19 protein-coding genes are annotated in these 23,372 nt (G+C 68.5%); 11 read left to right on the top strand and 8 right to left on the bottom strand.

The features are described 5' to 3' along the window. Nucleotides 1–89: 89 nt before the first annotated feature. A complete protein-coding gene (locus BGP17_RS17650) occupies nt 90–1,013 on the bottom strand; it encodes an AraC family transcriptional regulator (protein ID WP_167298330.1) in 924 nt (307 codons plus the stop codon). A 264-nt stretch (nt 1,014–1,277) separates the two neighbouring features. Between BGP17_RS17650 and BGP17_RS17645 the strand changes: the two genes are divergently transcribed. From BGP17_RS17645 to trxB, 3 genes are all read left to right on the top strand, one after another. Beyond that, nucleotides 1,278–3,614, top strand: a complete 2,337-nt coding sequence (locus BGP17_RS17645; protein ID WP_286712924.1) for a TonB-dependent receptor — start codon at nt 1,278–1,280, stop codon at nt 3,612–3,614. Between the two features lie 18 nt (nt 3,615–3,632). After that, nucleotides 3,633–4,772 carry a DUF3089 domain-containing protein gene (locus BGP17_RS17640; RefSeq protein ID WP_286712923.1) on the top strand — a complete coding sequence of 380 codons (1,140 nt, stop codon included), beginning with the start codon at nt 3,633–3,635 and terminating at the stop codon, nt 4,770–4,772. A 171-nt stretch (nt 4,773–4,943) separates the two neighbouring features. Then, nucleotides 4,944–5,918: a thioredoxin-disulfide reductase gene (gene trxB / locus BGP17_RS17635; protein WP_286712922.1), complete on the top strand. Its 975-nt coding sequence runs from the start codon at nt 4,944–4,946 to the stop codon at nt 5,916–5,918. Between the two features lie 32 nt (nt 5,919–5,950). Here the strand turns inward: trxB and BGP17_RS17630 are convergent, their stop codons facing one another. Genes BGP17_RS17630 through BGP17_RS17620 form a run of 3 tightly spaced genes read right to left on the bottom strand, consistent with a single transcriptional unit; the run spans nt 5,951 to nt 7,721 of the window. Then, the gene (locus BGP17_RS17630) at nt 5,951–6,736 is read right to left on the bottom strand and encodes a hydrolase 1, exosortase A system-associated (protein ID WP_286712920.1); all 786 of its coding nucleotides are present in this window, start codon (nt 6,734–6,736) and stop codon (nt 5,951–5,953) included. Next, a complete protein-coding gene (locus BGP17_RS17625) occupies nt 6,724–7,452 on the bottom strand; it encodes a hypothetical protein (RefSeq protein ID WP_286712919.1) in 729 nt (242 codons plus the stop codon). The genes BGP17_RS17630 and BGP17_RS17625 overlap by 13 nt, the downstream gene beginning before the upstream one ends. Then, nucleotides 7,449–7,721 carry an acyl carrier protein gene (locus BGP17_RS17620; protein ID WP_086129056.1) on the bottom strand — a complete coding sequence of 91 codons (273 nt, stop codon included), beginning with the start codon at nt 7,719–7,721 and terminating at the stop codon, nt 7,449–7,451. The genes BGP17_RS17625 and BGP17_RS17620 overlap by 4 nt, the downstream gene beginning before the upstream one ends. 71 nt (nt 7,722–7,792) lie before the next feature. Between BGP17_RS17620 and BGP17_RS17615 the strand changes: the two genes are divergently transcribed. After that, on the top strand, nt 7,793–9,286 hold the full coding sequence (locus tag BGP17_RS17615) for an acyl-CoA ligase (AMP-forming), exosortase A system-associated (RefSeq protein WP_286712917.1): 1,494 nt from the start codon (nt 7,793–7,795) through the stop codon (nt 9,284–9,286). Further along, nucleotides 9,283–10,470, top strand: coding sequence for a pyridoxal-dependent decarboxylase, exosortase A system-associated (locus BGP17_RS17610; RefSeq protein WP_286712915.1), 1,188 nt, complete (start codon nt 9,283–9,285; stop codon nt 10,468–10,470). Before BGP17_RS17615 ends, BGP17_RS17610 begins: the two co-directional genes overlap by 4 nt. A gap of 7 nt (nt 10,471–10,477) precedes the next feature. Here BGP17_RS17610 and rnk read toward each other — a convergent pair whose 3' ends face one another. From rnk to BGP17_RS17590, 4 genes are all read right to left on the bottom strand, one after another. Then, complete coding sequence (rnk, locus tag BGP17_RS17605) at nt 10,478–10,876, bottom strand: nucleoside diphosphate kinase regulator (RefSeq protein WP_167298337.1); 399 nt, start codon at nt 10,874–10,876, stop codon at nt 10,478–10,480. Between the two features lie 207 nt (nt 10,877–11,083). Then, a complete protein-coding gene (locus tag BGP17_RS17600; protein ID WP_286712914.1) occupies nt 11,084–12,241 on the bottom strand; it encodes an MFS transporter in 1,158 nt (385 codons plus the stop codon). Nucleotides 12,242–12,375: 134 nt separating this feature from the next. After that, nucleotides 12,376–12,933, bottom strand: a complete 558-nt coding sequence (locus BGP17_RS17595) for a helix-turn-helix domain-containing protein (protein ID WP_286712912.1) — start codon at nt 12,931–12,933, stop codon at nt 12,376–12,378. Between the two features lie 102 nt (nt 12,934–13,035). Further along, the gene (locus tag BGP17_RS17590; protein WP_167298340.1) at nt 13,036–15,450 is read right to left on the bottom strand and encodes a TonB-dependent receptor plug domain-containing protein; all 2,415 of its coding nucleotides are present in this window, start codon (nt 15,448–15,450) and stop codon (nt 13,036–13,038) included. A gap of 485 nt (nt 15,451–15,935) precedes the next feature. On the opposite strand from BGP17_RS17590, the gene BGP17_RS17585 reads away from it, so the two are divergent. From BGP17_RS17585 to BGP17_RS17560, 6 genes are all read left to right on the top strand, one after another. Next, complete coding sequence (locus BGP17_RS17585; protein WP_286712910.1) at nt 15,936–17,117, top strand: FRG domain-containing protein; 1,182 nt, start codon at nt 15,936–15,938, stop codon at nt 17,115–17,117. Nucleotides 17,118–17,286: 169 nt separating this feature from the next. Then, nucleotides 17,287–17,931: an XrtA/PEP-CTERM system exopolysaccharide export protein gene (locus BGP17_RS17580; protein WP_086129062.1), complete on the top strand. Its 645-nt coding sequence runs from the start codon at nt 17,287–17,289 to the stop codon at nt 17,929–17,931. 10 nt (nt 17,932–17,941) lie between these two features. Further along, nucleotides 17,942–19,456: an XrtA system polysaccharide chain length determinant gene (locus tag BGP17_RS17575; RefSeq protein ID WP_167298341.1), complete on the top strand. Its 1,515-nt coding sequence runs from the start codon at nt 17,942–17,944 to the stop codon at nt 19,454–19,456. 1 nt (nt 19,457) lies between these two features. Continuing rightward, complete coding sequence (locus BGP17_RS17570) at nt 19,458–20,585, top strand: AAA family ATPase (protein ID WP_286712909.1); 1,128 nt, start codon at nt 19,458–19,460, stop codon at nt 20,583–20,585. Next, nucleotides 20,582–22,177: a hypothetical protein gene (locus BGP17_RS17565; RefSeq protein ID WP_286712907.1), complete on the top strand. Its 1,596-nt coding sequence runs from the start codon at nt 20,582–20,584 to the stop codon at nt 22,175–22,177. The genes BGP17_RS17570 and BGP17_RS17565 overlap by 4 nt, the downstream gene beginning before the upstream one ends. 17 nt (nt 22,178–22,194) lie before the next feature. Next, nucleotides 22,195–23,370: an ExeA family protein gene (locus BGP17_RS17560; protein WP_286712905.1), complete on the top strand. Its 1,176-nt coding sequence runs from the start codon at nt 22,195–22,197 to the stop codon at nt 23,368–23,370. Nucleotides 23,371–23,372: the final 2 nt, after the last annotated feature.

Below are 23,372 nucleotides of genomic sequence, written 5' to 3'. Positions count from 1 at the left end.
CCGAATGGCGGCGGCATGCTTATGGCGGCGGCGGATGGATTATGCCGGGCGCACTATTTATGCGGCACTGCCTTCATGCCGTACTGTCTTCATGCCGTACTGCCGCGCGCGACCGACGGGCTCATTCCGAAATAGGCCTTGTAGGCGAGCGAGAAGTTGCTGAGATGGCCATAGCCGCATCGCTCCGCGATCTCGCTGATCGACAGCGTATCCTCGCCCAGCAGGAAGCGGGCGCTTTCCATTCGTTCCTTCTGCAGCGCCTGGCCGATAGTCTCGCCATAATAGGCGCGGAACGCGGTGTTCAGCCGGGTCCGGTTGGTGCCGACCGCCCTGGCCAGTTCCGCGACGCCGAGCGGCCGGTCGAGATGCTCGGCGATGATCGCGCGAACCTGCTGCACGCGGCGGACTTCACGCTCGGTGAGGCCGTGATTGTCGGGATGGTTGAACTGGCTGATGAAGAAATCGAGCAGCAGGCAGGTCAATTCGTCGATCTTGGCGCGCTTGAACCGTTCCTGCGTCCAGGGCGAGCGGCGGGCGTCGAGAATCTCGGCGGCACAGAGCGCGGCGGCGCGCGGCAGCTGATAGCGCCGGAACAGCAGGCGCTGGGCCAGGAACGCACTGGCGGCCCGGACTTCCCGCGCTTCGTCGTCGAAGCCCGCGATCCGGCCATTGTCCAGGCGGGGAAGGAACAGAGTCACCGAGCGTTCCTCGGTATCGTCGAGAATGATCTGCCGCTTGACGACGCCCAGGGGCTGGTGCGCGATCACCAGGCACTCCCCGGCGATCTCCGAGGCCGGCGCGTCGTTGAACTGATATTGTCCCGCGCCGGTCAGCTGCACCTTGAACGTCAGCCGGCCGTCGCCGACCAGCTGCTCGTCGATCCGGCCGCGGGAACGGCCGTCGATCACCACGCCACTGATCTCGTCGTCGCGGAGGAATTGTTCGAAGCGCCCATTTACATAGTGCGGAACCTTTCCCGGCGGTTGTGCTCCTTGCAGCTCTGCGGTCGCCATGGTCTTGCCTCGATTGGCGGCATGCCAATGCTCAGCTTCGCACGGAAGCCGGTTCCTGCCAAATCGGACCGATCGCGCATGGGGCGCGTTGCTCCCGGTCGATTTTCTGCGCGCGCCATAAGCGATCCGGGTCCGCGCATAACAACGTCTCGTCAAAAGGGGTGAAGAGTGATCGGGTTGATTTCCCATAGAGGCGACGCGACCCCCAACAAGGCGCGGCGCGCAGGGCAGGGGACGCCCGGTTGGGAGGGAGGGTAGGACATAATGCGACATCATCTCCACGGCACTGCCTGGACGGCACTAGCGCTCGCGACGATCGGCAGCGCCATTCCCTTGGCATCGGCGCGAGCGCAGGCGCACCTGCCGGAGCAATCCAGGCCCCAGGAAGAGGGGGCCGCGTCGCCCGACGAGATCGTGGTCACCGCCAGGAAGCGCAACGAGCGCCTGCAGGATGCGCCGCTCTCCGTGAACGCCGTTTCGGCGGCGGAACTGCGCCAGGGCAATGCCCGCGACTTCAAGGACGTCCTGCGCAAGGTGCCCGGCGTGTCCTTCTCGGGCGCCGAGCTGGGCCAGAGCCGGTACAGCATCCGCGGCGTCAGCACGACTTCGCCAAGCCCCACCGTCGGCATCTATCTCGACGACATATCGCTGCTCGGGGCGACCAATGCCTTCAGCGGCGCGGCCGACCCCGTGTTCTTCGATTTCGGCCGGGTGGAGATCCTCAAGGGGCCGCAGGGGACGCTCTATGGCGGCAGCGCAATGGGGGGCGCGATCAAATATGTCAGCCGCGCGCCGGAACCGGGCAACACCACGCTGGATACCGCGGCGGGCATTTCGAGCACCGCGCATGGCGGCATCTCCTATCAGGGCGAGGCGGTGCTCAATCTGCCGCTGTCCGACAAGCTCGTGCTGCGCACCGGGGCCCTGTATCGCGACAATGCCGGCTTTATCGACAATGTGGCGAACGGAGCCGCCGTCGATGTGCGGACCAGCACGACGGCGCCGCCCGCCGCGCTGACGCCGCTCGTGCGTCCCTCGCTGAGCATGCTGGCCGACAGGAACCAGAATTCCGACCATGTGCTGGCCGTGAAGGCGGCGCTGCTCTGGCAACCCGATCCGTCGCTGGACATCACGCCGGCATTGTTCCGCCAGGCCTATCGGCAGAAGAATAGCGGCGTCTTCTGGACCAATCTTCCCGATCTGCAGAGCTCGTTCCGCCTCGCGCAGCCGACCGACGACGATCTCGGCGTCTATTCGCTGAACATGGTCAAGCATCTGGGCGAGGTCGATATCACTTCGCTCACCGCCTATGTCGATCGGTCGGTCCGCTTCGACCGGGACTATTCCTTCTACATCGCGACGCTGGTTCCCGCGCTGTACGGCGTCAACTCGCCCAACGCGTCGAACAGCAGCACCAGGACGTTCAGCCAGGAGCTGCGGGCGGCGTCGGCCAATCCCGCGGCGCGACTGCGCTGGACCGCCGGCCTCTATTATGCGCGGCAGCGCGACGAACTCGACCAGACCGTCAATTCGATCGGAGTGGGCGCGCTGCTCGGGACCGGCACCGACAAGGTCTATCACGGCAATACCGTCAGCAAGCTGACTCAGTTCGCGGCCTTTGCCGATCTCACCTTCGAGATCCTGCCCGGCCTGGATGCCACCGCCGCGTTGCGCTATTTCAACCTCAGGCAGACGATCGACACCCGCGGCGACGGCGTGCTGAACGGCGGGGATACCCATGGGGCGGCCAGCACGCGCGAAAGCGGCGTCAATCCGAAATTCGGGCTCGCCTATCGCGCCAGCCGCGACAATCTGATCTATGCGAGCGCGGCCAAGGGCTTCCGCCCCGGCGGCGGCAACCCGTTCGCGGTGGCGCCGGGCCAGTGCCAGGCCGATCTGGCCAATCTCGGCCTGTCCGCGGTGCCGGTCAGCTTTCGTTCGGACTCGCTATGGACCTATGAAGTCGGCAGCAAGAACCAGTTCCTCGGCCGCCGCCTGACCCTGAACGGCGCCGCCTTCTATACCGACTGGAAGAATATCCAGCAGAACGTCTTCCTGCCGGGATGCGGATTCTCGTTCAGCGGCAATGTCGGCGGCGCGGAGATCAAGGGAGCGGAGCTGGCGGCCCAGTTCGCGACGGGCGGCCTGACGCTCGGCGCCGCCGCGAGCTATACCGACGCCAAGATATCCAGGAGCGCGCCCGGGGTTTCGGCCAAGGTGGGCCAGCCGGTCCTCGATACGCCGAAATGGATCGCCAATGCCAACATGGCTTATCGCGTCGCGCTTGGCGGCGGCGTCAGTGCGACGGCGCGGGCCGACTATCAGTATCGCAGTTCGAGCCTGCGGGGGTTCGAGGACAGCTTCATGGTCAACACGCCGGCCGGCCCGGTCGCGGCCAACAACTTCACCCGGCGGCAAAGGGCCTATGACCTCGTCAATCTCGGCCTGCTGATCGATACCGGCGCATGGCAGGTCGATCTGTTCGTCAACAACCTGCTCGATAAGGCGCCGCTGCTCGACCATAATGTCGTGAGCGGGATCGAGGCGGCCATCACCCTGCGGCCCAGGACGATCGGCATGAGCGTGCGCCGGCAATTCTAGGTGCGTCGGAGGCTGCTCTTGAAGCGGGCGGCGCTGCTCGCGCTGGCCGGGTGCGGGGCGATCGTTCTGCTGGGGCTGCTGCGCCTGGGTCCGGTCGCCACCGTCATCGCGACCTTCGGATCGCCGTCGCGGCCCTTCGATGCCGCGCAGGTGCCGCCCGAACCCGATTATGCCAAGGCCGATGCCTGGCTGGCGTTTCCGGGCCGCAACGGGCTGGAGCGCTCGACGCCGCCGGGGATGGCCGCGGTGGAGGAGGGCGCGGCGCCGGCCGATGTCTTCTTCATCCACCCGACGACCTATCAGCAGAGCGATGTCTGGAACGTCGCCTATACCGTGCCGTCCGAATTCGACCCCGCCGTCCTCCTCGGCCAGGCCAGTGCGTTCAACGGCTGCTGCCGCATCTTCGCCCCGCATTATCGCCAGGCCTCGCTGCGTGCGCTGGAGAAGAGCCGCCCGGCGGTGGCGCTCGCCTATGCCGATGTCGCGCGGGCCTTTCGCCATTTCATCGCACATGAGAATCACGGGCGGCCGTTCCTGATCGCCGCGCACAGCCAGGGCGCGATGCACGCGGTGCGGCTCCTTCAGGCGGAAATACTGGGCACGCCGCTCCAGGCCCGGCTGGTCGCTGCCTATGTGATCGGGGCCTATGCGCCGTCGGATTTCGGAGCGATCGGCCTGCCGGTCTGCGACGATGCCCGCCAGACCGGCTGCATCCTGTCCTGGAACACCAGCCAGAAGGGCCGGACCGGCGCGTTTCGCCTGGTGCGCGACCAGACCTATTGGTGGCGCGGCCGCGAGAAGGACAAGGGCCAGCCGCCGGCGATCTGCGTCAATCCATTGACCTGGCGCCGCGAAGGCGCGGCCCCGGCTGTCGCCAATCCCGGCAGCCTGCCTTTCCCCACGGAGCGGGCCGGCGCGCCGGGGAGGACCCTGGCGGCACTGACGCCGCATCTCACCGGCGCGGCGTGCGCGGCTGGGCTGCTCGACGTCGATATCCCATGGTCCGCGCCGCGCGGCTTCCAGGATGTCCTGAGCGTACTCTTCGGCAGCTATCACCTTGGCGACTATGGCATCTTCTACGCGGCGATCCGGCGCAACGCGGCGGAACGCGTCGACGCCTGGAGGGCGGCGCACCCGGATCGCGTCGCCGGAAGCTAGGCCAGGCGCGCCGGGAGGCGCGTCTCCCGCGGTCGCCCGGTACTAGCCGGGCTTTGGGCCGCCGAGCCAAAGCTGTTGTCCACAGCCATTGCGGACGGTGCGACACTACCCATGTTGCCTCGACCCTCGCCGAGCCCCTAGATGCGGGGCTCAGCCATTTCGGAAACCATGATGACCGCCACCCATTCGACTCGCATGCTGATCCTCGGCTCCGGCCCCGCCGGCCTGACCGCCGCCATCTATGGCGCGCGCGCCGGCCTGTCGCCGATCGTGGTGCAGGGCATCCAGCCGGGCGGCCAGCTGATGACCACCACCGATGTCGAGAATTATCCCGGCTTCCGCGACGTGATCCAGGGGCCCTGGCTGATGCAGGAGATGCAGGCCCAGGCCGAGCATGTCGGCGCGCAGATGATGTGGGACACGATCGTCGAGGTCGATGTCTCGCAGCGGCCGTTCCGCATGGTGGGCGACAGCGGCACCGTCTATCTGGGCGATGTGCTGGTGATCGCCACCGGCGCCCAGGCCAAATGGCTGGGCCTCGATTCGGAGCGGCTGCTCCAGGGCAAGGGCGTGAGCGCCTGCGCGACCTGCGACGGCTTCTTCTTCCGCGGCAAGAAGGTGGCGGTGATCGGCGGCGGCAACACCGCGGTGGAGGAGGCGCTCTACCTCACCAATCACAGCCATGACGTGACGGTGATCCACCGTCGCGATTCGTTCCGCGCCGAGAAGATCCTGCAGCAGCGCCTGTTCGCCAACGAGCGGATCAGCGTGCTGTGGAACAAGAAGGTCGAGCGCTTCATCGCAGGCGGCCAGCCCGAAGGGCTGGTGGGGATCGAGCTGAAGGACATGGAGACCGGCGAGCTGTCGCAGATCGAAGTCGATGGCGGCTTCGTCGCGATCGGCCATCATCCGGCGACGGAGCTGTTCCGCGGCCATATCGACCTCGACGACGATGGCTATATCCGGGTCGAGACCGGCACCACCAAGACCAGCGTGCCCGGCGTGTTCGCCTGTGGCGACGTGATGGACAAGCATTATCGCCAGGCGGTGACCGCCGCAGGGACCGGCTGCATGGCGGCGCTCGACGCGGAGCGCTTCCTGGCCGAGGCGGACTTCGAGACGGTGGTGCAGCACGCGGCGGAGTGAGTTCCCGTTCCCCTCCCTGGATGGGAGGGGAATCAGAGCGCCTTCAGCACCTTCTCCAGCAGCCAGTGCTTGTCGGCCGCGCTCGCGAAGCTGTGGCTGGCGCTGTCCAGCTGCTCGATCGTCACCTTGCCCCGTGCCGCATCGAATGCCGGATCCTTGAAGGCATCGGCAAAGGCGATCGCGGTATTGTCGCCCTTCGCCAGCAGGATCGTCACCGGCACCTGCGCCTCGGGCAGCGCGGCGGCGAGGCGACTGGCGAGCGAGGCCGCGGGCCGCGGCGGGCGCTTCGAGATCTTGGCGAGGCCCCTGGCCAGCTTGGCGATATCTACCCCGCCCCGGGCGGCGCGAAGCCATTCCCGGGGGTCGCGCAGCTTGGCGGCATAGTGCGAGCGGATCGCGGCGGCCGGCGGCATCTCGTCGCTTGGCTCGACGGCCCAGGGGTTGGCGAGGATCAGGGCATCGATGCCTGCCTGGGCGTGGAAGAAGGCGAGGGCAGTCGCGGCGTCGCAATTGCCATAGGCGACGATCCGCTCGACGCCGGTCTCGCGAAAGGCGGCGGCGGCGGCGGCGATGTCTTCGTCGCTCGACTCGAACCCGCGATTCTCGCCGGTGGAATCGCCGATGCCGCGGCGATCGAAGCGCAGGACCGGATAGTCGGCCCGGGCGACACGCTCGGCCAGCAGCGCCATGCCGCGATGCGCGCCGATGCGAATCTCATTGCCGCCGGAAACGATGAGCAGCCCGGTAGTCCCGGCGGCATCGTCGAGCGTGCCGACCAGAGTCTCGCCGGCGCAGGGGAACGCGATCAGCTTTCGCATGTGCGGATCCAGGTGGCGATATCGTCGGCGAGCAGGGCGGCCAGCGCGGGATCGTTGCCGGGCTCGGCGCGGCGCCAGAGCGGGGCGGCATCCACCTTGCGGTCGGCCGGATTGGGGTCGGTATCGAGGCGCACCACGCGGCGTGGAATGCCGGGCTCGTCGAAGGGCGTCTTCACCTGCAGATCCGTCAGCAGGTCGGTCGAGATCGGCGTGCCGGCAATCTCGACGGGCGGATCCCCCGCCTCCTCGGGCAGGGTATTGTCGAAATACCAGGAGTCACCGAGCGGCCTGCCGCCCAGCTCGACCTGCTTGATCCGCGTGAGCTCGCGGAAAAGCTGCGGCCCGTCCTGTGGTGCCAAATGCCAACGCCCGGCAGCAAGGGCCAGCGCATCGAGCAAGGCGCCGCTGCGCAGCCCGATGGCATAGCAGTTGCGCCCCTCGCGATCGAACTTGTCGCATGCGAAGCCGAACGCGTCCTGCATCTTGAGGATGGAGGTCTTGTGCGTGGGCATCAGGCTCTCGCCCTGGCCCGGCAGATCGGGCAGGGCGCCGGCGATGCCGCGCGCGGCGAGCAGGCGCAGGATCGTTACCACGAAGGCGCGGGTGCGGTTGGCTTCCTCGAACAGCGGGAGCGCGGCGACCACGACCGGGCCGGTGGCGGGGCCGAAGCGCAGCATCGCCTCCCGCCCGCCGGCCCAGTCATAGTGATCGATCACCGGAGCGCCTTGGCCGCCGCGAAGCGCGTGAGGGCGCCGAAGCTCTCGAGCATCTCGCCATCCACCTCGTCATCCTCGATCAGGATACCGAGCCGGTCCTCCAGCTCGGTGAGGACGCCCGCCACGGCGAGCGAATCGAGCTCGGGCAGCGCGCCGAAAAGCGGCGTGTCCGCACGGAAATCGGCCACGCGCTCCGCGCTCAGGCCCAGCACGTCGCGGAGCACGCCGCGGACGGTATCTTCGACTTGGAGCGACCCATCGGGCTGCAATGCACTTCCCCTGCCGGTTTTTCGCTCCCGTAAGGGTTGGCGCGGGCGCTGCCAAGTATAAGGGTGTGCGGGTGATAGCGCTCGACCCCGTTCCCCGGCCCCTCGATGCCCTGCCGTCGCGCGGGAAGCCCCAGGCCGTGGCGCTGGAGGACAAGGCGGGCACGCTCACCTATGCCCAGCTGGAGGCGGCAGTGGGCGGCATGGCCCATGCCCTGCGGGCGCTGGGCCTGGAGCCCGGCGACCGGGTGGCCAGCTGGCTGCCCAAGACGCGGACCGCCTGCCTGATGCCGCTGGCGGCAGCGCGGGCGGGGCTGGTGCACGTGCCCGTGAACCCGGTGCTCAAACGGGCCCAGCTGGCGCATATCCTGGCCGATTCGGGCGCGCGGGCGCTGGTTTCCCAACAGGCGCGTCTTGCTGCCCTCGAAGCTGGCGATGTCGGTGCCGACTGCCGGGTGGTGGACGAGGGCGCGCTCGCCTCGGAGCGGACGCTTCCGCCCTCCGAAGCGGACACCGATGCGCTCGCGGCGATCCTCTATACCTCGGGATCGACCGGCAGGCCGAAGGGCGTGATGCTGAGTCATGCCAATTTATGGCTGGGAGCCATAAGCGTAGCCCATTATCTTGAGATGAAATCTGAAGATCGCGTGCTCGGCGTGCTGCCGCTCAGCTTCGATTATGGGCAGAACCAGCTCCTTTCCACATGGGCCGCGGGCGCCCGGGTGGTGCCGCTCGACTATCTGACCGCGCGCGACGTCATAAAGGCAGTCGAACGTTTTGGCATCACCAGCCTGGCCGGGGTCCCGCCGCTATGGGTGCAGCTGCTCGAGGCGGAGTGGCCAGTTGAGATAGCATCGAAGCTTCGTCGGCTAACCAATTCGGGGGGCGCGCTTACTCCCAGGATGGTACGTGACCTGCGGGCGCGTTTCCCCAATGCCGACCTCTATCCGATGTACGGGCTGACCGAGGCGTTCCGATCGACCTATCTCCATCCTGCACTGGTCGATGCGCATCCCGATTCGATCGGAACGGCCATTCCGTTTGCCGAGATCGTCGTGGTCGGTCCGGACGGTGCGCGCGCCTCGCTGGGCGAACTGGTCCATGCGGGCCCGCTGGTCGCCCAGGGCTATTGGCGCGACCCCGAGCGTACGGCGCAGCGCTTCCGTCCCGCGCCGGCCTTTGCCGAGAGCGGCGGCATGGCGGTGTGGTCGGGCGACACCGTGCGGCTGGGCGATGACGGGCTGCTCCGCTTCGTCGGCCGCGACGACGAGATGATCAAATCGGCGGGCAACCGGATCAGCCCCACCGAGATCGAGGAAGCCGTGCTCTCGGGCGGCGAGACCGGCGAAGCGGCGGCGTTCGGCGTGGCGGACGAAAGGCTGGGCCAGGCGATCTTGGTGATTGCGCGCGGCGACGGCAGCCGCGAGACCGCGCTGCGCGAGCGGCTGCGGCGCGAACTGCCGAGCTTCATGCAGCCGGCGCGCTACGACTGGCGCCCGGAACTCCCGCGCAACGCCAATGGCAAGCTGGACCGGACGGCGCTCAGGGCGAGCTTGGGGGACAAATGACCGTTACCGCGAAACCGCATGGCCCGATCCCGCCCGAATTTGCGGCATTGCGCGCACTTCCATGGCCGGACGTCGAGACGCCAGCCTATGTCTACGACTTCACGGTGGTGGCGGCGCGTATCGCCCGCCTGCGCGCGGCGCTGCCGGCCAATATCGGCGTCCATTATGCCATCAAGGCCAATCCGTTCCCGCCGCTGCTCGAACGCATCGCGCCGCTGGTGGACGGGATGGACGTGGCCTCGGCGGGCGAGCTGGCCCGGGCGCGTGACGTCATGGCGGCGGCGGACATCAGCTTCGCGGGCCCCGGCAAGCGCGATGCCGAGCTGGCAGCGGCGCTGGGCGCGGGCGTGACGCTGAATCTCGAATCGGAGGCCGAGGCCGAGCGCGCGTTCGCGATCGCGGGCCGGCTGGGCGTGACGCCGCGGCTCGCGGTGCGGGTGAACCCGGATTTCGAGCTGCGCGGATCGGGGATGAAGATGGGCGGGCGCGCCTCGCCCTTCGGCGTCGATGCGCGCCGGGCGGCGGCGCTGGTGCGGCGCGTGATCGAAGCCGGCGCGGAGTGGCGCGGTTTCCACATCTTCGCCGGATCGCAGGCGCTGGACGCCGCCTCGGTGATCGAGACCCAGGCGGCCACGGTGGCGCTCGCCGCGCGGCTGGCGGACGAGGCCGGCGCGCGGCCGCCGCTGGTGAACCTGGGAGGCGGCTTCGGCATCCCCTATTTCCCCGGCGACGCGCCGCTCGATGTGGCGGCGGTGGGCACGGCGCTGGGCGCGGCGATCCAGGGGCTGGATACCGAATATGCCGTGGAGCTCGGCCGCTGGCTGGTGGGCGAGGCGGGCGTGTACCTCGCCCGCGTGATCGACCGGAAGGAGAGCCAGGGGGAGACTTTCCTGGTGGTCGAGGGCGGCCTGAACCATCACCTCGCCGCCACCGGCAATTTCGGCACGGTGGTGCGCCGCAACTATCCCGTGGCGGTGGCGCACCGGATGCAGGATCCGGCGGAGGAAGTGGTGACGATCGTCGGCCCGCTCTGCACGCCGCTGGACCGGCTGGCCGACCGCGTGGCGCTGCCCCGCGCCGAGGTGGGGGACAGGATCGCGGTATTCGCCTCCGGGGCCTATGGCGCCAGCGCGAGCCCCAGCGCGTTCCTGGGGCATCCGCCGGCGGCCGAATTGCTGGTTTGAGCCGGGGTCAGCCCGGTCCGGCCCGGCGCACCTGCAGCACGGTGAGGTGGCGATCGGGCCACAGGATCGACTGGCCCGTCCGCAACCCGATCAGCGCCGCGCCGACGGGCGTGAGGATCGAGATTCGTCCCCGGGAGATATCCGCGTCGGGCGGATAGACGAGCGTGACGGTGCGCCGCGTGCCGTTGCTGTCGTCGACGAACTCCACCGTGGAGCCCATCGTCACCGTGTCGGGCGAGATGGCGGCCGCGCTGTGCAGCCTTGCGCGTTCGGTCTCGCGGAGCAGCAGCGCGCTGACCGCGGGGAAGCGGCGCTCGACGCTGAGCGCCAGGCCGGCGAGCCGTTCGGCTTCGGAATCGATCATGTCGATCGGCGGCCGGCTGGCCGCCTTGCGGGTCTTGCTCATCCTTTGGAACTCCCAGGCAAAGGCGGCGATGCCGCCGGGGCGCCGAACGGCGCGCTGCTTGGCCCCGGATCTCCGGGACATGCCTGAGGAGAACCCGGGGCTAGTTGCCTGCCAGGGACTGTCCCGCATGAATGCGGTATCGCAGCATGGGCACGCGAAACGTCATGGTGGGAGGATGGGGCCTGGGCCGGGTGTTGTCAAACCGCGTCAGAGGCTTTCGGCGACCAGCAGGCAGGCCAGCATCGCCAGGACCAGCGCGATCAGCGCGATGCCGAGCGCCGGCCAGCCCCAGGTGGCGACGACCATGCCGGCCAGTGGCGGGCCGAGCAGCGCACCGCCCGCGCCGAACTGGGTGATCAGGCCGTTCGCCGCCGCGATCCGCGGATCGTCGGGCGTGGTGGCGCCGGCCTGGGCCGGCAGGCGGGCGAACATCAGCGGGGGAACGAGGCCGCTGACGAGCGTGGCGCCGACGGCGAGGACACCGCTTTCGACCAGGCTCGCCCCGGCACCCCGATAGAGCCAGAGGACCAGCGGCAGCGTGGCGAGCAGGGCAAGCGTCGAGACGAGCATCATCCGGCGCCGGCCAAGCGCCCCGCCCCGCATCATCCACATGGCGGCGGCCGAGCCGGGCAGGGCGGCGAGCGAAGCCAGAGCGGTGATCAGCCCGACCTGCTCGATCGGGGCGCCGCTGCGCTCGACCAGGAAACTCGGCAGCAGCATGAGCAGCGCGCACACGAACAGCGTGTAGAGCCCGAAGGCGAAAGTGGAGATCCAGGCGGCAGGGGCGGGAAGCCTGATCCGCCGGCTGCTCGCGCCGGGGAGCGGGAAGCGCGTGAGCAGCGCCGTGATCGCGGCCAGTGCCGCCGCCCAGACCAGCATCACGCCGCGCGGCCCCGCCAGCGTGACGAGCGAGGCGGTGACCGCGCTGCCCAATGCCAGGCCGACGGGCACGAATGTGCTCCACAGGGCGAGCGCGCGGCCGCGGCTCTGGTCGGTGGCGAGGGCGGCGATGGCGGTGGGCGCGACGATGACCATCAGCAGATAGCCCACACCCTCCACCGCGCGGGCGGAGAACAGGATGGCGGGATTGGGCGCGATCGCCTCGACCAGGCTGGTGCCGGCGAGCGTCGCGCCGCCGAGCAGCAGGAACGCGCGCATGCCGAAGCGGGCAAGGCCCAGGCCGGCCACGAAGCCGAACAGGGCACCGCCCACTTCGAGGAGCGAGATGAGCAGGGCGATCTGGGGAAGCGACAAATGGAAGCTCTCGCGCAGGATCGGCGCGATTGCGGAGATCTTGGCCAGCTGCGCCGCGGCGAGGATTCCGACCAGCCAGAGCGTGATGATTCGGGGCCAGGGCGTGCGCATGCGGCCCTGCTAGGGGCGGTGGCGGCCGATGGCCACGAATAGATTATACGGGCCCCGGGGTGCTGACCTCCATTCGATCCTCCGTCATCCCCGCCTGTGCAGGGATCACGGGATCTTCCGATCGGGGCGTGGCCCTATGCCGGATCGCACGCGATCGTGGTGGTGATGCGGCCGACCCGGCCATCGGCGAGCGGCACGGTCTCCCAGCGCATCGTGCCCGGCAGCACGGCGATCACCGCGCTGCCGTTATGCCCGGTGTGGAACTCCAGCCGCTGGAACGGGCGATCATACCAGCCGCGACCGGCGAGCCCCTCTTCGGCGGCGACGATCTCGGGGCTGGCAAAGGCCCAGAGCGAGCGGTTCAGGAAGCTGTCGGCGCTGTCCGCCCACGCCATCGCCCGGGCGGGTGAGGCGGCGAGCAGGCGATGGGTGGCATCGCAGACGAGATGCACCGGGGCGCTCGACGTTTCGATCAGGCGCTTCAGCGCCGCGTCCGCGTCGTTGCCGGCACTGGCGGCGATCATCGCCAGGATGCGCTCGCGCATGGCCGTCTCCGGCTCGTGCATGCCGCTTTCCCAGCGCGACACGCTCGCCTGGGTCACCGCCAGGTGCTCGGCGACATGACCCTGCTTGATCCCGTTCAGGATACGGAAGCGGCGCAGGGCCCTGCCCACGGGGAGATCGTGCAGCATGGGGCGGAAAATAGTCCCCCCGGGCCTGGGGTCAATGCGAGGCCCGCTTGCGGGCGGCGGCGCCAGCGGGAGCGGCCGGGCGGCCGCTCCCCCGGAGGTGGTTCACCAGCTCAGGCCGAGCCGCGCATAGACGTAGCGCCCGCCAAAGCCGAAGGGCGAGTAATAGGGGAAGCCGACCACGCCGGTGCTGTTGTTCGCAGCGATGGTATAGTCCGGATACACGTCGAACAGATTGTTAACGCCGAGTGCGAACTGTGCGCCCTTAAGCGCTTGATAACGCAGCTCTAGATCAGTGATGGTGTGGCGGCCGCTATGGATGTCCGCCGCCGGCGTGGTGCCCGGCTGGTTGACGTCGCCATAATAGCTTGCCCGCGCGGTGATCGCGAGCTTGTCCAGCGACCAGTCGATCGAACCCGTCACCTTCTGGCCCGGCGTGCCCTGCTCGATCGTGAGGATGCGGCTGCGGGCGAACAGGACCGGCGCGGGGTTGATCGTGCCGGTCGAGGTGGGAATGCTGCTGCGGTCGACCTTGGTCTGGTTGAGATTGCCCGCGATCGTGAAGTCGAACGTGCCGGCATCGCCGGTGGGCAGGCGGTAATGCGCCACCGCATCGATGCCGCGGACGCGCGAGCGCAGGCCGTTGATGAAGAAGCGCGCGGCCTGGGCGCCGGTATTGGTGCTGGCGAGCAGTGCCGCGACCTGGGGACTGAAGCTCGCCTGGATATTCTCCGAAAGCGCGAGCTGGTTGCGCAGGCGGATCTGATAGGCATCGATCGTCAGGTCGAACCCGCCCGAACGGATCACCGTGCCGACCGAGAGGTTGGTGGAGCGTTCGGGCTCGAGCGGCAGGCCGCCCAGCGCGGCGCCGACGACGCTTACCGAGGGGAAGGTGCCGGTGAGGACCGGCGACCCGTTCTGGACTACCGAGGCGATCGAGGTGAAATATTGCTGCTGCAGGCTCGGCGCGCGGAAGCCGGTCGAGGCGGTGCCGCGCAGCGCGAACCAGGGCGCGATGTCGTAGCGCAGCGAGACCTTGCCGGTCGCCGTGTCGCCGAAATCGGTATAATGTTCGCCGCGGCCGGCCAGGCCGATCAGCAGCTTGTCGGTGATCTGGGCCTCGATATCGAGATAGCCCGAGACGTTCTTGCGGCTGCGCTCGATGGCGTTGAGCGGGGAGAAGCCGCCAAAGCCCTGCGCACCCGGCGCCTGGCCCGGCACGGCGCCGGTGGCGGGATAATTCCAGGAAGCCGGCTCGCCCGGCGTGATCTTGAAGCCCTCGCGGCGCCCTTCGATGCCGAAGGCGACGTTCAGCGACTGGAACACGTCGAACTTGCGCGACACGTCGAGCCCGGCCACCCACTGGTCGTAGATCAGCGCGCCGTCATAGAAGCTGGTCGGCGAGGCGTTGCCATAGGCATAGTTCGCCGAATTGCGGGTGTAATAGGCGATCTTGTTGCGGCCATATGCGACGTTGAGATCGACATCCCAGCCGGCGAGGTCGCCCTTGATGCCGAGCGCGCCGTTTGCGTTGGTCGACTTGGTGTTGATGATCGGCAGGAAGCCGTTCGGGTAGATGCCCGAGACGGCGCCGGCGGCGGCGGGCAGGCGCGGGAAGGCGGCGCTGCGGCTGTCGCGGTCCTGATAGCCGAACCAGCCATAGAGCTTGAAATTGTCGCCGATGCCGGTGCCGGCGTTGATATAGCCGGTATATTGCTCGACCGCGGGATCGCCGAAGCGGCCGGTGACGCGGCTTGGGGTGACGCGCGGATCGAAATCGGCGCGATTGGTCGCCTCGCGGTTGAGATACTCGCCCGAGAGCGTGACATAGCCGTCCTCGCCGAAGCCGATGCCCTGCCAGGCCGAGGCAGTGAAGGCAGGTTCGCCGGTGACCGAGCGGCTGCCGCGCGCAGTGTCGATGTCGGTGGCGTAGAAGCCATAGGTGGCGGTGGCGCCGCCGCCCGAGCGCGCCTCGCGCAGGCGGACGTTGATCACGCCGGCGATCGCGTCCGAGCCATATTGCGCCGAGGCGCCGTCGCGCAGCACTTCGATCCGCTCGAGCGCGGTGGCGGGGATGGTGTTGAGGTCGACGGCGGCGGCGCCGCGCCCGACCGAGCCGTTGATGTTGAGCAGCGCCGAGGCGTTGGCGCGCACGCCGTTGATCAGGACCAGCGTCTGGTCGGGCGAAAGGCCGCGCAAGGTGGCGGGGCGGATCGCGTCGGTGCCGTCCACCGCCGAGGGGCGCGGGAAGTCGATCGAGGGGGCGATGGCGGCAAGGGCGGCGCCGAGCTCGGTCGTGCCCTGGTTGCGCAGCGCGGTGCCGCTCAGCACGTCGACCGGCGAGGCGGTGTCGAGCCGCGAGCGGCCCTGGGCGCGGGTGCCGGTGACCACGATCTGCGTGTCTTCGGGCGGCGGTGCCTGATCGGCCTGCGGCTCGGCGGTATCCTGCGCGAAGGCAGGCGGCACGGCGAACGCCAGGGTGGTGGCGATGGCGAGGAGCGACGAGGAACGGAAACGCATGGGATGCCCACCTTTTCTTATGGTGTGCAAAATCTCTACCAACTCACTGGGAATTGATACAAAGGAAAGCTTGCCGCGGGCAAAAATGGAGTTGCGTGTTGTTGCGTCAGTGCAACATATCCCGCCTCGGAACGCGCCGTTGCGGAAATGGTTCCGCGGTCGCCGGCGCATCCGTTCATTCCGGTCCAAAAATTCCCCGTGGCGGCCATTGCCGCGACTCCGACGGCCATGGTTAGGCGGGGCAACGCCTGGGCAGAGTAAATATGTCGGATAACTTCAATTACATAGCTTTCGGTAACCCCGATTATGTCGAGGGGAAGATCAAGGCGATCGGGATGAACCGGGCGCGCATGTTCGAATATACGCCCACCGACATCGAGGAGCGGCTTGGCGATCTGGACGCAAGCGCCGTCGCCTTCCTGGAGAAGCTGCCCACTTTCCTCTGCAGCGAGGTCATCCGCAAGGGCAGGGGCGAAGGCGTCTCGATGCTCGTCAAATATGGCCGGATCGACGAAACCGAGGCGGGGCGGAGAGAAGTGTCCACCCGGTTCGAGACGCTCATCGATTTCGGCGAGGTCGACTTTGCCGACCTCGACCAGGCCCGTGACCTGTTCGGCGCCGATGCCTATCAGCTCTTTCGCACGCATTGGGCCGTCAGGGCGGGGGATGCGCAGGCGATCTTGGCCGAGTTGGCGAAACTGAAGCCGGGCCTCAAACCGGTTCTCGCGGAACTGGTCGCGCAGCAAGTCGAGCCGGGGGCCGCGGCACCGCCGCCGCGTATCCGGGAGACGCTCGGCGTCGCCGGCAGCGTCGAGGCCTTCCTGCAACTGCTGTACAAGCTGTCCGGCGATGGGCAGGCCGACGGCGAGCCGTCCAGCGACGAGGACACCGAAAGCTTCTTTCGCGGGCATGACGATGCGCGCTTCGAGCTGACGCCGTCTCTCTTGCGGAAATCGGCCGATGGCGCATGGCAGTTCATGCCGAACGAGGACCGGCTCTGCAAAGAGTTGCTCATTGCCCATTATGACGAGTTCCAGGCCGATCAATATTGCTTCGACCGCCTGGTCCGCATGCAGCATTACGGGCTGCCGACCCGGCTCCTGGATATTTCGAGCAATCCGCTGGTTGCGCTGTTCTTCGCCTGTCACGGGAGGGACGGGCCGAGCGACGTCGACGGTGAAGTCATCGTCTTTCGCGTGCGATCGGACGACGTGAAATATTACGACTCCGATACGGTGAGCTGCCTGGCCAACATCTCCAACCTGACGTTCGAGCAGAAGAACGCCATGAACTTGAACCTCGCTATGGAGGCGTTCAACAAAACCGAGGTCGCCGGGAAGCTGTTGCATCACATCAAGTCGGAAAAGGGCTTCTTCGAGCCTCGCATGGTCCCCGACGATCTCAGGTCGATCGTTTGCGTGAAGGCGAAGCGAACCAACACGCGGATCAAGTCGCAGGCGGGAGCCTTCCTGCTCTACGGGCATGACGCGACGCTTTCCGAGGATGGCCAGGAGGGCATGGCGATTTCCCGGATCACGATCACCGACAAGGCGCACATCCTGCGCCAGCTCGACAGCATCAACGTCAATGCGACTACCGTGTATCCGAGCATCGACCAGACGACCGTTCATCTTCGGGAGCGATATCGGGGAGGGCGTTGCGCCTGAGCGGGCGCGGTCCCGCTCCGGGAATGCGTGCCCCATCGGGATAAGGCGACGAACGGTCCGCAAGGCCTAACCCGATATTTACCTCTCGCCCCCATAGCTGAGCGTGATCCTGTGCGGGTTGCTGCCGAGACGTCGGCGGCGCGTCTGCCCGCCGGGAAAGGAGCTCGGCATGCGTTTCATCGGTTTCGGCAGGACAATTCTGGCTCTCGGCGCGGCGGCGGCGCTGCTGGCGGGGTGCGGCGGCGGGGGCGGCCGCCCGGAGCTGCCGCCCGCGGCTGCGGTGACGCAGCGCGAAGTGCCGAGCGACGAATATGTCATCGGCCCGATGGACCAGCTCCAGATCTTCGTGTGGCGCAATCCCGAACTGTCGGCGAAGGTGCAGGTGCGCCCCGACGGCCGCATCACCGTGCCGCTGATCAGCGACATGCCGGCGGTGGGCAAGACTCCGGCGATGCTGGCGGACGACCTGAAATTCGCGCTGAGCGAGTATATCAAGGATCCGATCGTCTCGGTGATCGTCGAGAATTTCAACGGGACATACAGCCAGCAGGTCCGCGTCGTCGGCGCGACCGAGAAGCCGGCCTCGATCCCCTATCGCGCCAACATGACCCTGCTCGACGCGATGATCGCGGTGGGCGGCCTCAGCGAGTTCGCGGCGGGCAATCGCGCGCGGCTGGTGCGCTACGACCGGCAGACCGGCAAGCAGACCGAATACAAGGTACGCCTGGGCGACCTGCTGAAGAACGGCGACATCAAGGCGAACGTCAAGCTCGAGCCGGGCGACGTGATCATCATCCCCACGAGCATGTTCTGAGGTAGCGCGGGTGGGGAGCCTCTACGACGAGCTGCGCGGCGCACTGCACGCGATCTGGCAGCGGCGCTGGGTGGCGCTGGCGGTGGCCTGGGGCATCTGCCTGGCCGGCTGGCTGGTGGTGTCGCAGATGCCCAACAACTATGAATCGCGCGCGCGCATCTTCGTGCAGCTGCGCCAGATCATCCCGACCGACGGGACGACGGCGCTCAACCAGCAAAAGGATCTCGACCGGGTCCGCCAGACGCTGACCGCGGCGGTGAACCTGGAGAAGGTGGTGCGCGGCACCGACCTGGCCCGCACCGTGGCGACCGACCGCGACGTGGCGGACCGGGTGGCCGGCCTCCAGAAGGCGATCAAGCTGACCGCGCAGCAGGACAATCTGTTCGAGATCAGCGTAACCGCGCCGAGCGGCAAGCTCGCCCGCCAGATCACCCAGAAGCTGATCGACATCTTCGTCGAGGCGAACCTCTCTGACAATCGCGACCAGTCGAGCCAGTCGCTCGACTTCATGGACCAGCAGCTCGACGCGCGGCAGAAGCAGCTCGCGGACGCCGAGGCGAAGAAGGCGGACTTCCAGAACCGCTATCTCGGTTCGCTGCCCGGCACCGGGTCGATCGACGATCGCGTCTCGGCGGCGCGCACCCAGCTCGCCCAGATCCAGTCCGATCTGGCGGCGGCGCAGTCGAGCCTCAACGTCGTCAACGCCCAGATGGCGAGCACCCCGGCCAATGTCGCCGGCGCCGGCGGCGGCGCGGTGACCGGCCCGGCGCGGGCGCGGCTCGCGGCGATCCAGGGCCAGCTCGCCGACGCGCGGGCCAAGGGCTATACCGACAGCCATCCCGACGTGATCGCGCTGAAGAACCAGCTCGCTGCGGCACAGAGTGCGGCGGCGCGCGAACCGGTGGTGAGCGGCGCTTCGGCCGGCGCTTCCAATCCGGTCTATATCGGCCTGCAATCGATGCGGGCCGACAAGCAGGCGACCGTCGCCGCGCTGATCCAGCGCAAGGCGCAGATCGAAGGCGACCTCAACCTGCTCCAGGCGAAGATGGCCGAAGCGCCGGGCGTGGCCGCCGAACAGGGCGAGATCGAGCGCCAATATCAGGTGCTCAAGGGCCAGTATGACACGCTGCTCGCCCAGCGCGAGCAGATGAAGATCGCGAGCCAGGCGCAGAATGTCGCCGATGCCGACAAGTTCAACGTGGTCGATCCGCCCACCCAGCCGCGCGCACCGAGCTCGCCCAACCGGCCGCTGCTGCTCACCGGCGTGCTGATCGCCGGCCTGGGCGCCGGCCTGGCCGCGGCCTTCGCGCTGGGGAAGCTGACGACGACCTTCCCGACCGCCGCCAAGCTCGAAAAAGCGAGCGGCATGCCGGTGATCGGCGCGATCGGCGAAGTGGTGACCGCGGCGCAGACCGCGATGCGCCGCAGGAAGCTGGTGCTGTTCGCCGGCGGGCTGGCCGCCTTGTGCTTCGCCTATGTCGGGCTGATCGGCGTCGAGTTCCTCCAACGCGGCATGGGAGCCTGAGATGAACGACCAGACTCCCCGCCGGCTCAAGGGGTCGCTGCTCGAACGGGCGGCGTCTTCGTTCCATTATGCGCCCCCGCCGATCGAGGCGCCGGAGGAAACGCCGGCCCCGCCGCCGGTGCGCAAGCGCGCCATGGCTCCGGCGGCGCAACCCGCGGTGGTGGCCCCGCCGCCGGTGCCGCAGCCCCCGGTGCCGCAGCCCGAAGCCCAGGTCGAGCCGGCGCCCGTGCCGCCGCCGCCCGAGCCGGCCCGGGTGCAGCAGGTGCCCGAACCCATCATCGAGCCCGAGCCTGCTCCCGAACCGGTGCAGCCGGCGCTCGCGCGCGGCATCCCGGCCGAGCCCGAGCCGCAGATCGCAACCGCACGCCCGGCCGGACGCCGCACGGCGTCGCTCGACCGCGACGTGCTCGAACAGGGCGGGATGCTGATGCCCGGCGCGGCGATCACGCCGCTGGCCGAGGAGTTCCGCATGGTGAAGCGCCAGCTGCTGCTCACCGCCCGCGCCGTTGCCGCCAAGGATACCGCCAAGGCGGCCGACCGCGCCCGCATGATCCTGGTCTGCTCGGCCCAGCCGGGCGAGGGCAAGACCTTCTGCGCGATCAACCTCGCGCTCTCGATGGCGACCGAGAAGGACGTCGAGGTGCTGCTGGTCGATGCCGACTTCCCCAAGCCGGACGTGCTGCCGCGCCTGGGCCTGCCGGACGGCCCGGGCCTGCTCGACGTGCTGGCGGGATCGGTGGCGAGCGTCGAGGACTGCATCATCGACACCGACGTGCCGCAGCTTTCGGTGCTGCCGGCCGGCGCGCGCTCCATCAGCGACACCGAGCTGCTGGCGAGCGATCGTGCCCGCGCACTGCTCGACGGGCTGGCCGAGGCCAATCCGCGCCGCATCGTGATCTTCGATTCGCCGCCCGCGCTGGCCGCGTCCCCCGCATCGGTGCTGGCGCTGCACGTGGGGCAGGTGATGCTCGTCGTGCGCGCCGACAGGACCAGCGAGGGCGATCTGCGCCAGGCGGTGAACACGCTCGATGCCTGCGAGCATATCCAGCTCGTGCTCAATTCCGTGTCGTTCCAGCCGGGCGGGCGGCGGTTCGGCAGCTATTACGAATATGGGGAGGAAGGCCGGTGAAGCGGCTCATCGTCACGGGCGCGGCGCTCGCCGCCGTCATGGCCGCCGCGCCGGCCAGCGCGCAGCGCGCGCGCATCACGCCGTATATCGATGCGAGCCAGGTGGTCGCGGCCGATCTCAACGGCGGCGACGTGCTGACCTATTCAACGATCGGCGCGGGGATCGACGCCTCGGTCCAGTCGCGCCGCGTCGAGGTGCAGGTTAGCTATCGCTACGAGCACCGGTTCGATTATCAGAACAAGCTGAACAACGATCACACGCACAGCGGTCTGGCGACCGTGAAGGCGAAGGTGGCGCCGGGCTTCTCGATCGAGGCGGGCGGTATCGCGACGCGCACCCGCTCGGACATCCGGGGCGACGTGCAGACCAGCAATGTCGGCAATTTCAGCAATTCGGCCCAGGTCTTCTCGGGCTATATCGGGCCGAACGTGGCGACGCATCTGGGGCCGATGTTCGTCAACGGCGCCTATCGCTTCGGCTACACCAAGGTCGAGGCGCCCGGGCAGACCGGCGTGGCGCCGGGTCAGCCGCGGCTCGACAATTACGACGATTCCAAGGTGCATGTCGCAACCGCCAGCGTCGGCGTGAAATCGGGCACCGTGCTGCCCGTCGGCATCACTGCCAGCGGGTCCTACACGCGCGAGGATGCCGGCCAGCTCGACCAGCGCTTCGAGGGCAAATATGGCCGCGGCGACGTGGTGCTGCCGGTGGCGCAGGGCCTCGCCGTGGCAGGCGGCGTCGGCTATGAGCAGATCAAGATCACCCAGCGCGACCCGCTGCGCGATACCGCCGGAAACCCGGTGGTCGACGGGGCGGGGCGCTTCAAGACCGATCCCAATTCGCCGCGCCGCATCGCCTATGACCTGGACGGCGTGTTCTGGGACGCGGGCGTGATCTGGCGGCCGAGCCGGCGCACCTTCCTGGAGGCGCGCGTCGGCCGCCGCTACGGCTCGATGAGCTATACCGGCTCGCTCAGCTATCAGGCGAGCCCGGGCAGCGGCATCCAGATCGGCGTCTATGACACGGTGCAGACCTTCGGCCAGCAGCTGAACGGCCAGCTCGCCACGCTGCCGACCGCGCTCGCCAGCACCACCGATCCGTTCGGCAACCAGTTCTCGGGCTGTGTCTACGGCACCACGGGCGCGGCGGCGGGCGGCTGCATGAACGGGGTCTTCGCCTCGGCGGCGACCTCGGCCTATCGCGCGCGCGGCGTGACTGCGGTGGCGGTCGCCGGCCGCGGCGGCACCCGTTTCGGCATCGGCGGCGGCTGGGCGCGGCGCGACTTCATCGCGCCGGCGGGCGGCACTGCCTTCACCACCAACGGCACCAGCGACACCAGCATCTACGCCCAGCTCTTCGCCTCCACCGATGTGGGCCCGAACGGCGCCCTTCAGGGCAGCATCCTCGGCAGCTATTACAATAGCGACATTCCGGGGAATGACGGGATTTACGGTTGGGGAGCGAATACGGCCTATACCCATCGCTTCGGGCGGCTGGGCGCGACCCTTTCCGCGGGCGTGTTCGGGTTCGAGCGGGAGGGCCAGAGCTCGGCCAGCGCCCAGGCGCTGCTGGGATTGCGTTACGGTTTCTAAGCGTCGGGACGAAGCACATGTACGACGACCATTACGGATTGAGCGGCCGGCCCTTCCAGCTGACCCCGGATCCGAAATTCTGGTTCGACACGGCCACCCACCGCAAGGCCATGGCCTATCTCGGCTATGGCCTCAGCCAGGGCGAGGGCTTTGTGGTGATCACCGGCGATCCCGGCGTGGGCAAGACCACGCTGATGGGCCATCTGCTGGGCGAGATCGATCGCGAGCGGTTGAACGTGATCAAGATCGTCTCGACCCAGCTGCGCCCCGAGGATCTGCTGCGGCTGGTCTGCCAGGGGCTGGGGATCGACTCGTCGAACCTCAACAAGGCCGAGATGCTGGGCGCGATCGAGCGCGGGCTGCACACCGTCGCACGCACCGGGCGACGCACGCTGGTGGTGGTCGACGAGGCGCAGTCCCTGCCGATCGAGAGCCTGGAGGAGCTGCGCATGCTCTCCAACTTCCAGGCCGGCGGCTATCCGCTGCTGCAGATCTTCCTGCTCGGCCAGCCCGAGTTCCGTCTCACGTTGAGCGATCCCCGTCTCGAACAGCTGCGCCAGCGCGTGATTGCGATGCACCACCTCCAGCCGATGCAGGCGGATGAAGTCGAGCCCTATCTGATCCACCGCCTTTCGTGCGTCGGCTGGCGGGGCAAGCCGCGCTTCACCAACGATGCGGTGGCGGCGATCCATCGCTGGTCGGGCGGCAGCCCGCGCCGGATCAACCAGCTTGCCAGCCGCGTGCTGCTGTTCGGCGCGGTCGAGGAGATGGAGACGTTCGGCGCGCACGAACTGGCCGCAGTGATCGCGGACCTGAACGACGACACGCCGGTCTCGGGCTATCGGCCCGCGCCGGTGGCGGTGCCGGCACCTTCGCCCGCGCCCGCGCCTGTGCTCGCGCCCGCGCCCGCGCCGCAGCCGGAACCCTATGAACTGACCGATGTCGCGCCGATGCCGATGGGCGCCCCGGTGCCGCCGCCGCGCCCCGCCGATCCGGTGCCGCTGCGCCCCGAAATGGCCGTGCCGGCGAACGATCCGGCGCTGCAGCGCCGCATCACCGAACTGGAGGGCCAGGTACGCGACCAGGACGAGGCGCTGCGCCGCGTGCTGGGGCTGCTGGTCGACTGGGTGGAGCAGGGCGAAGGACAGGGCCGCCGTCCCGACCTTTCGGCCATCCGCGGGAACGCGGCCTGATC

The organism is Sphingomonas sp. 67-41 (genome assembly GCF_001899725.1).
Taxonomy (GTDB): domain Bacteria; phylum Pseudomonadota; class Alphaproteobacteria; order Sphingomonadales; family Sphingomonadaceae; genus Sphingomonas; species Sphingomonas leidyi.
The sequence above is the reverse complement of the archived record's forward strand: the minus strand, read 5'-3'. Positions and strand labels throughout refer to the sequence as shown.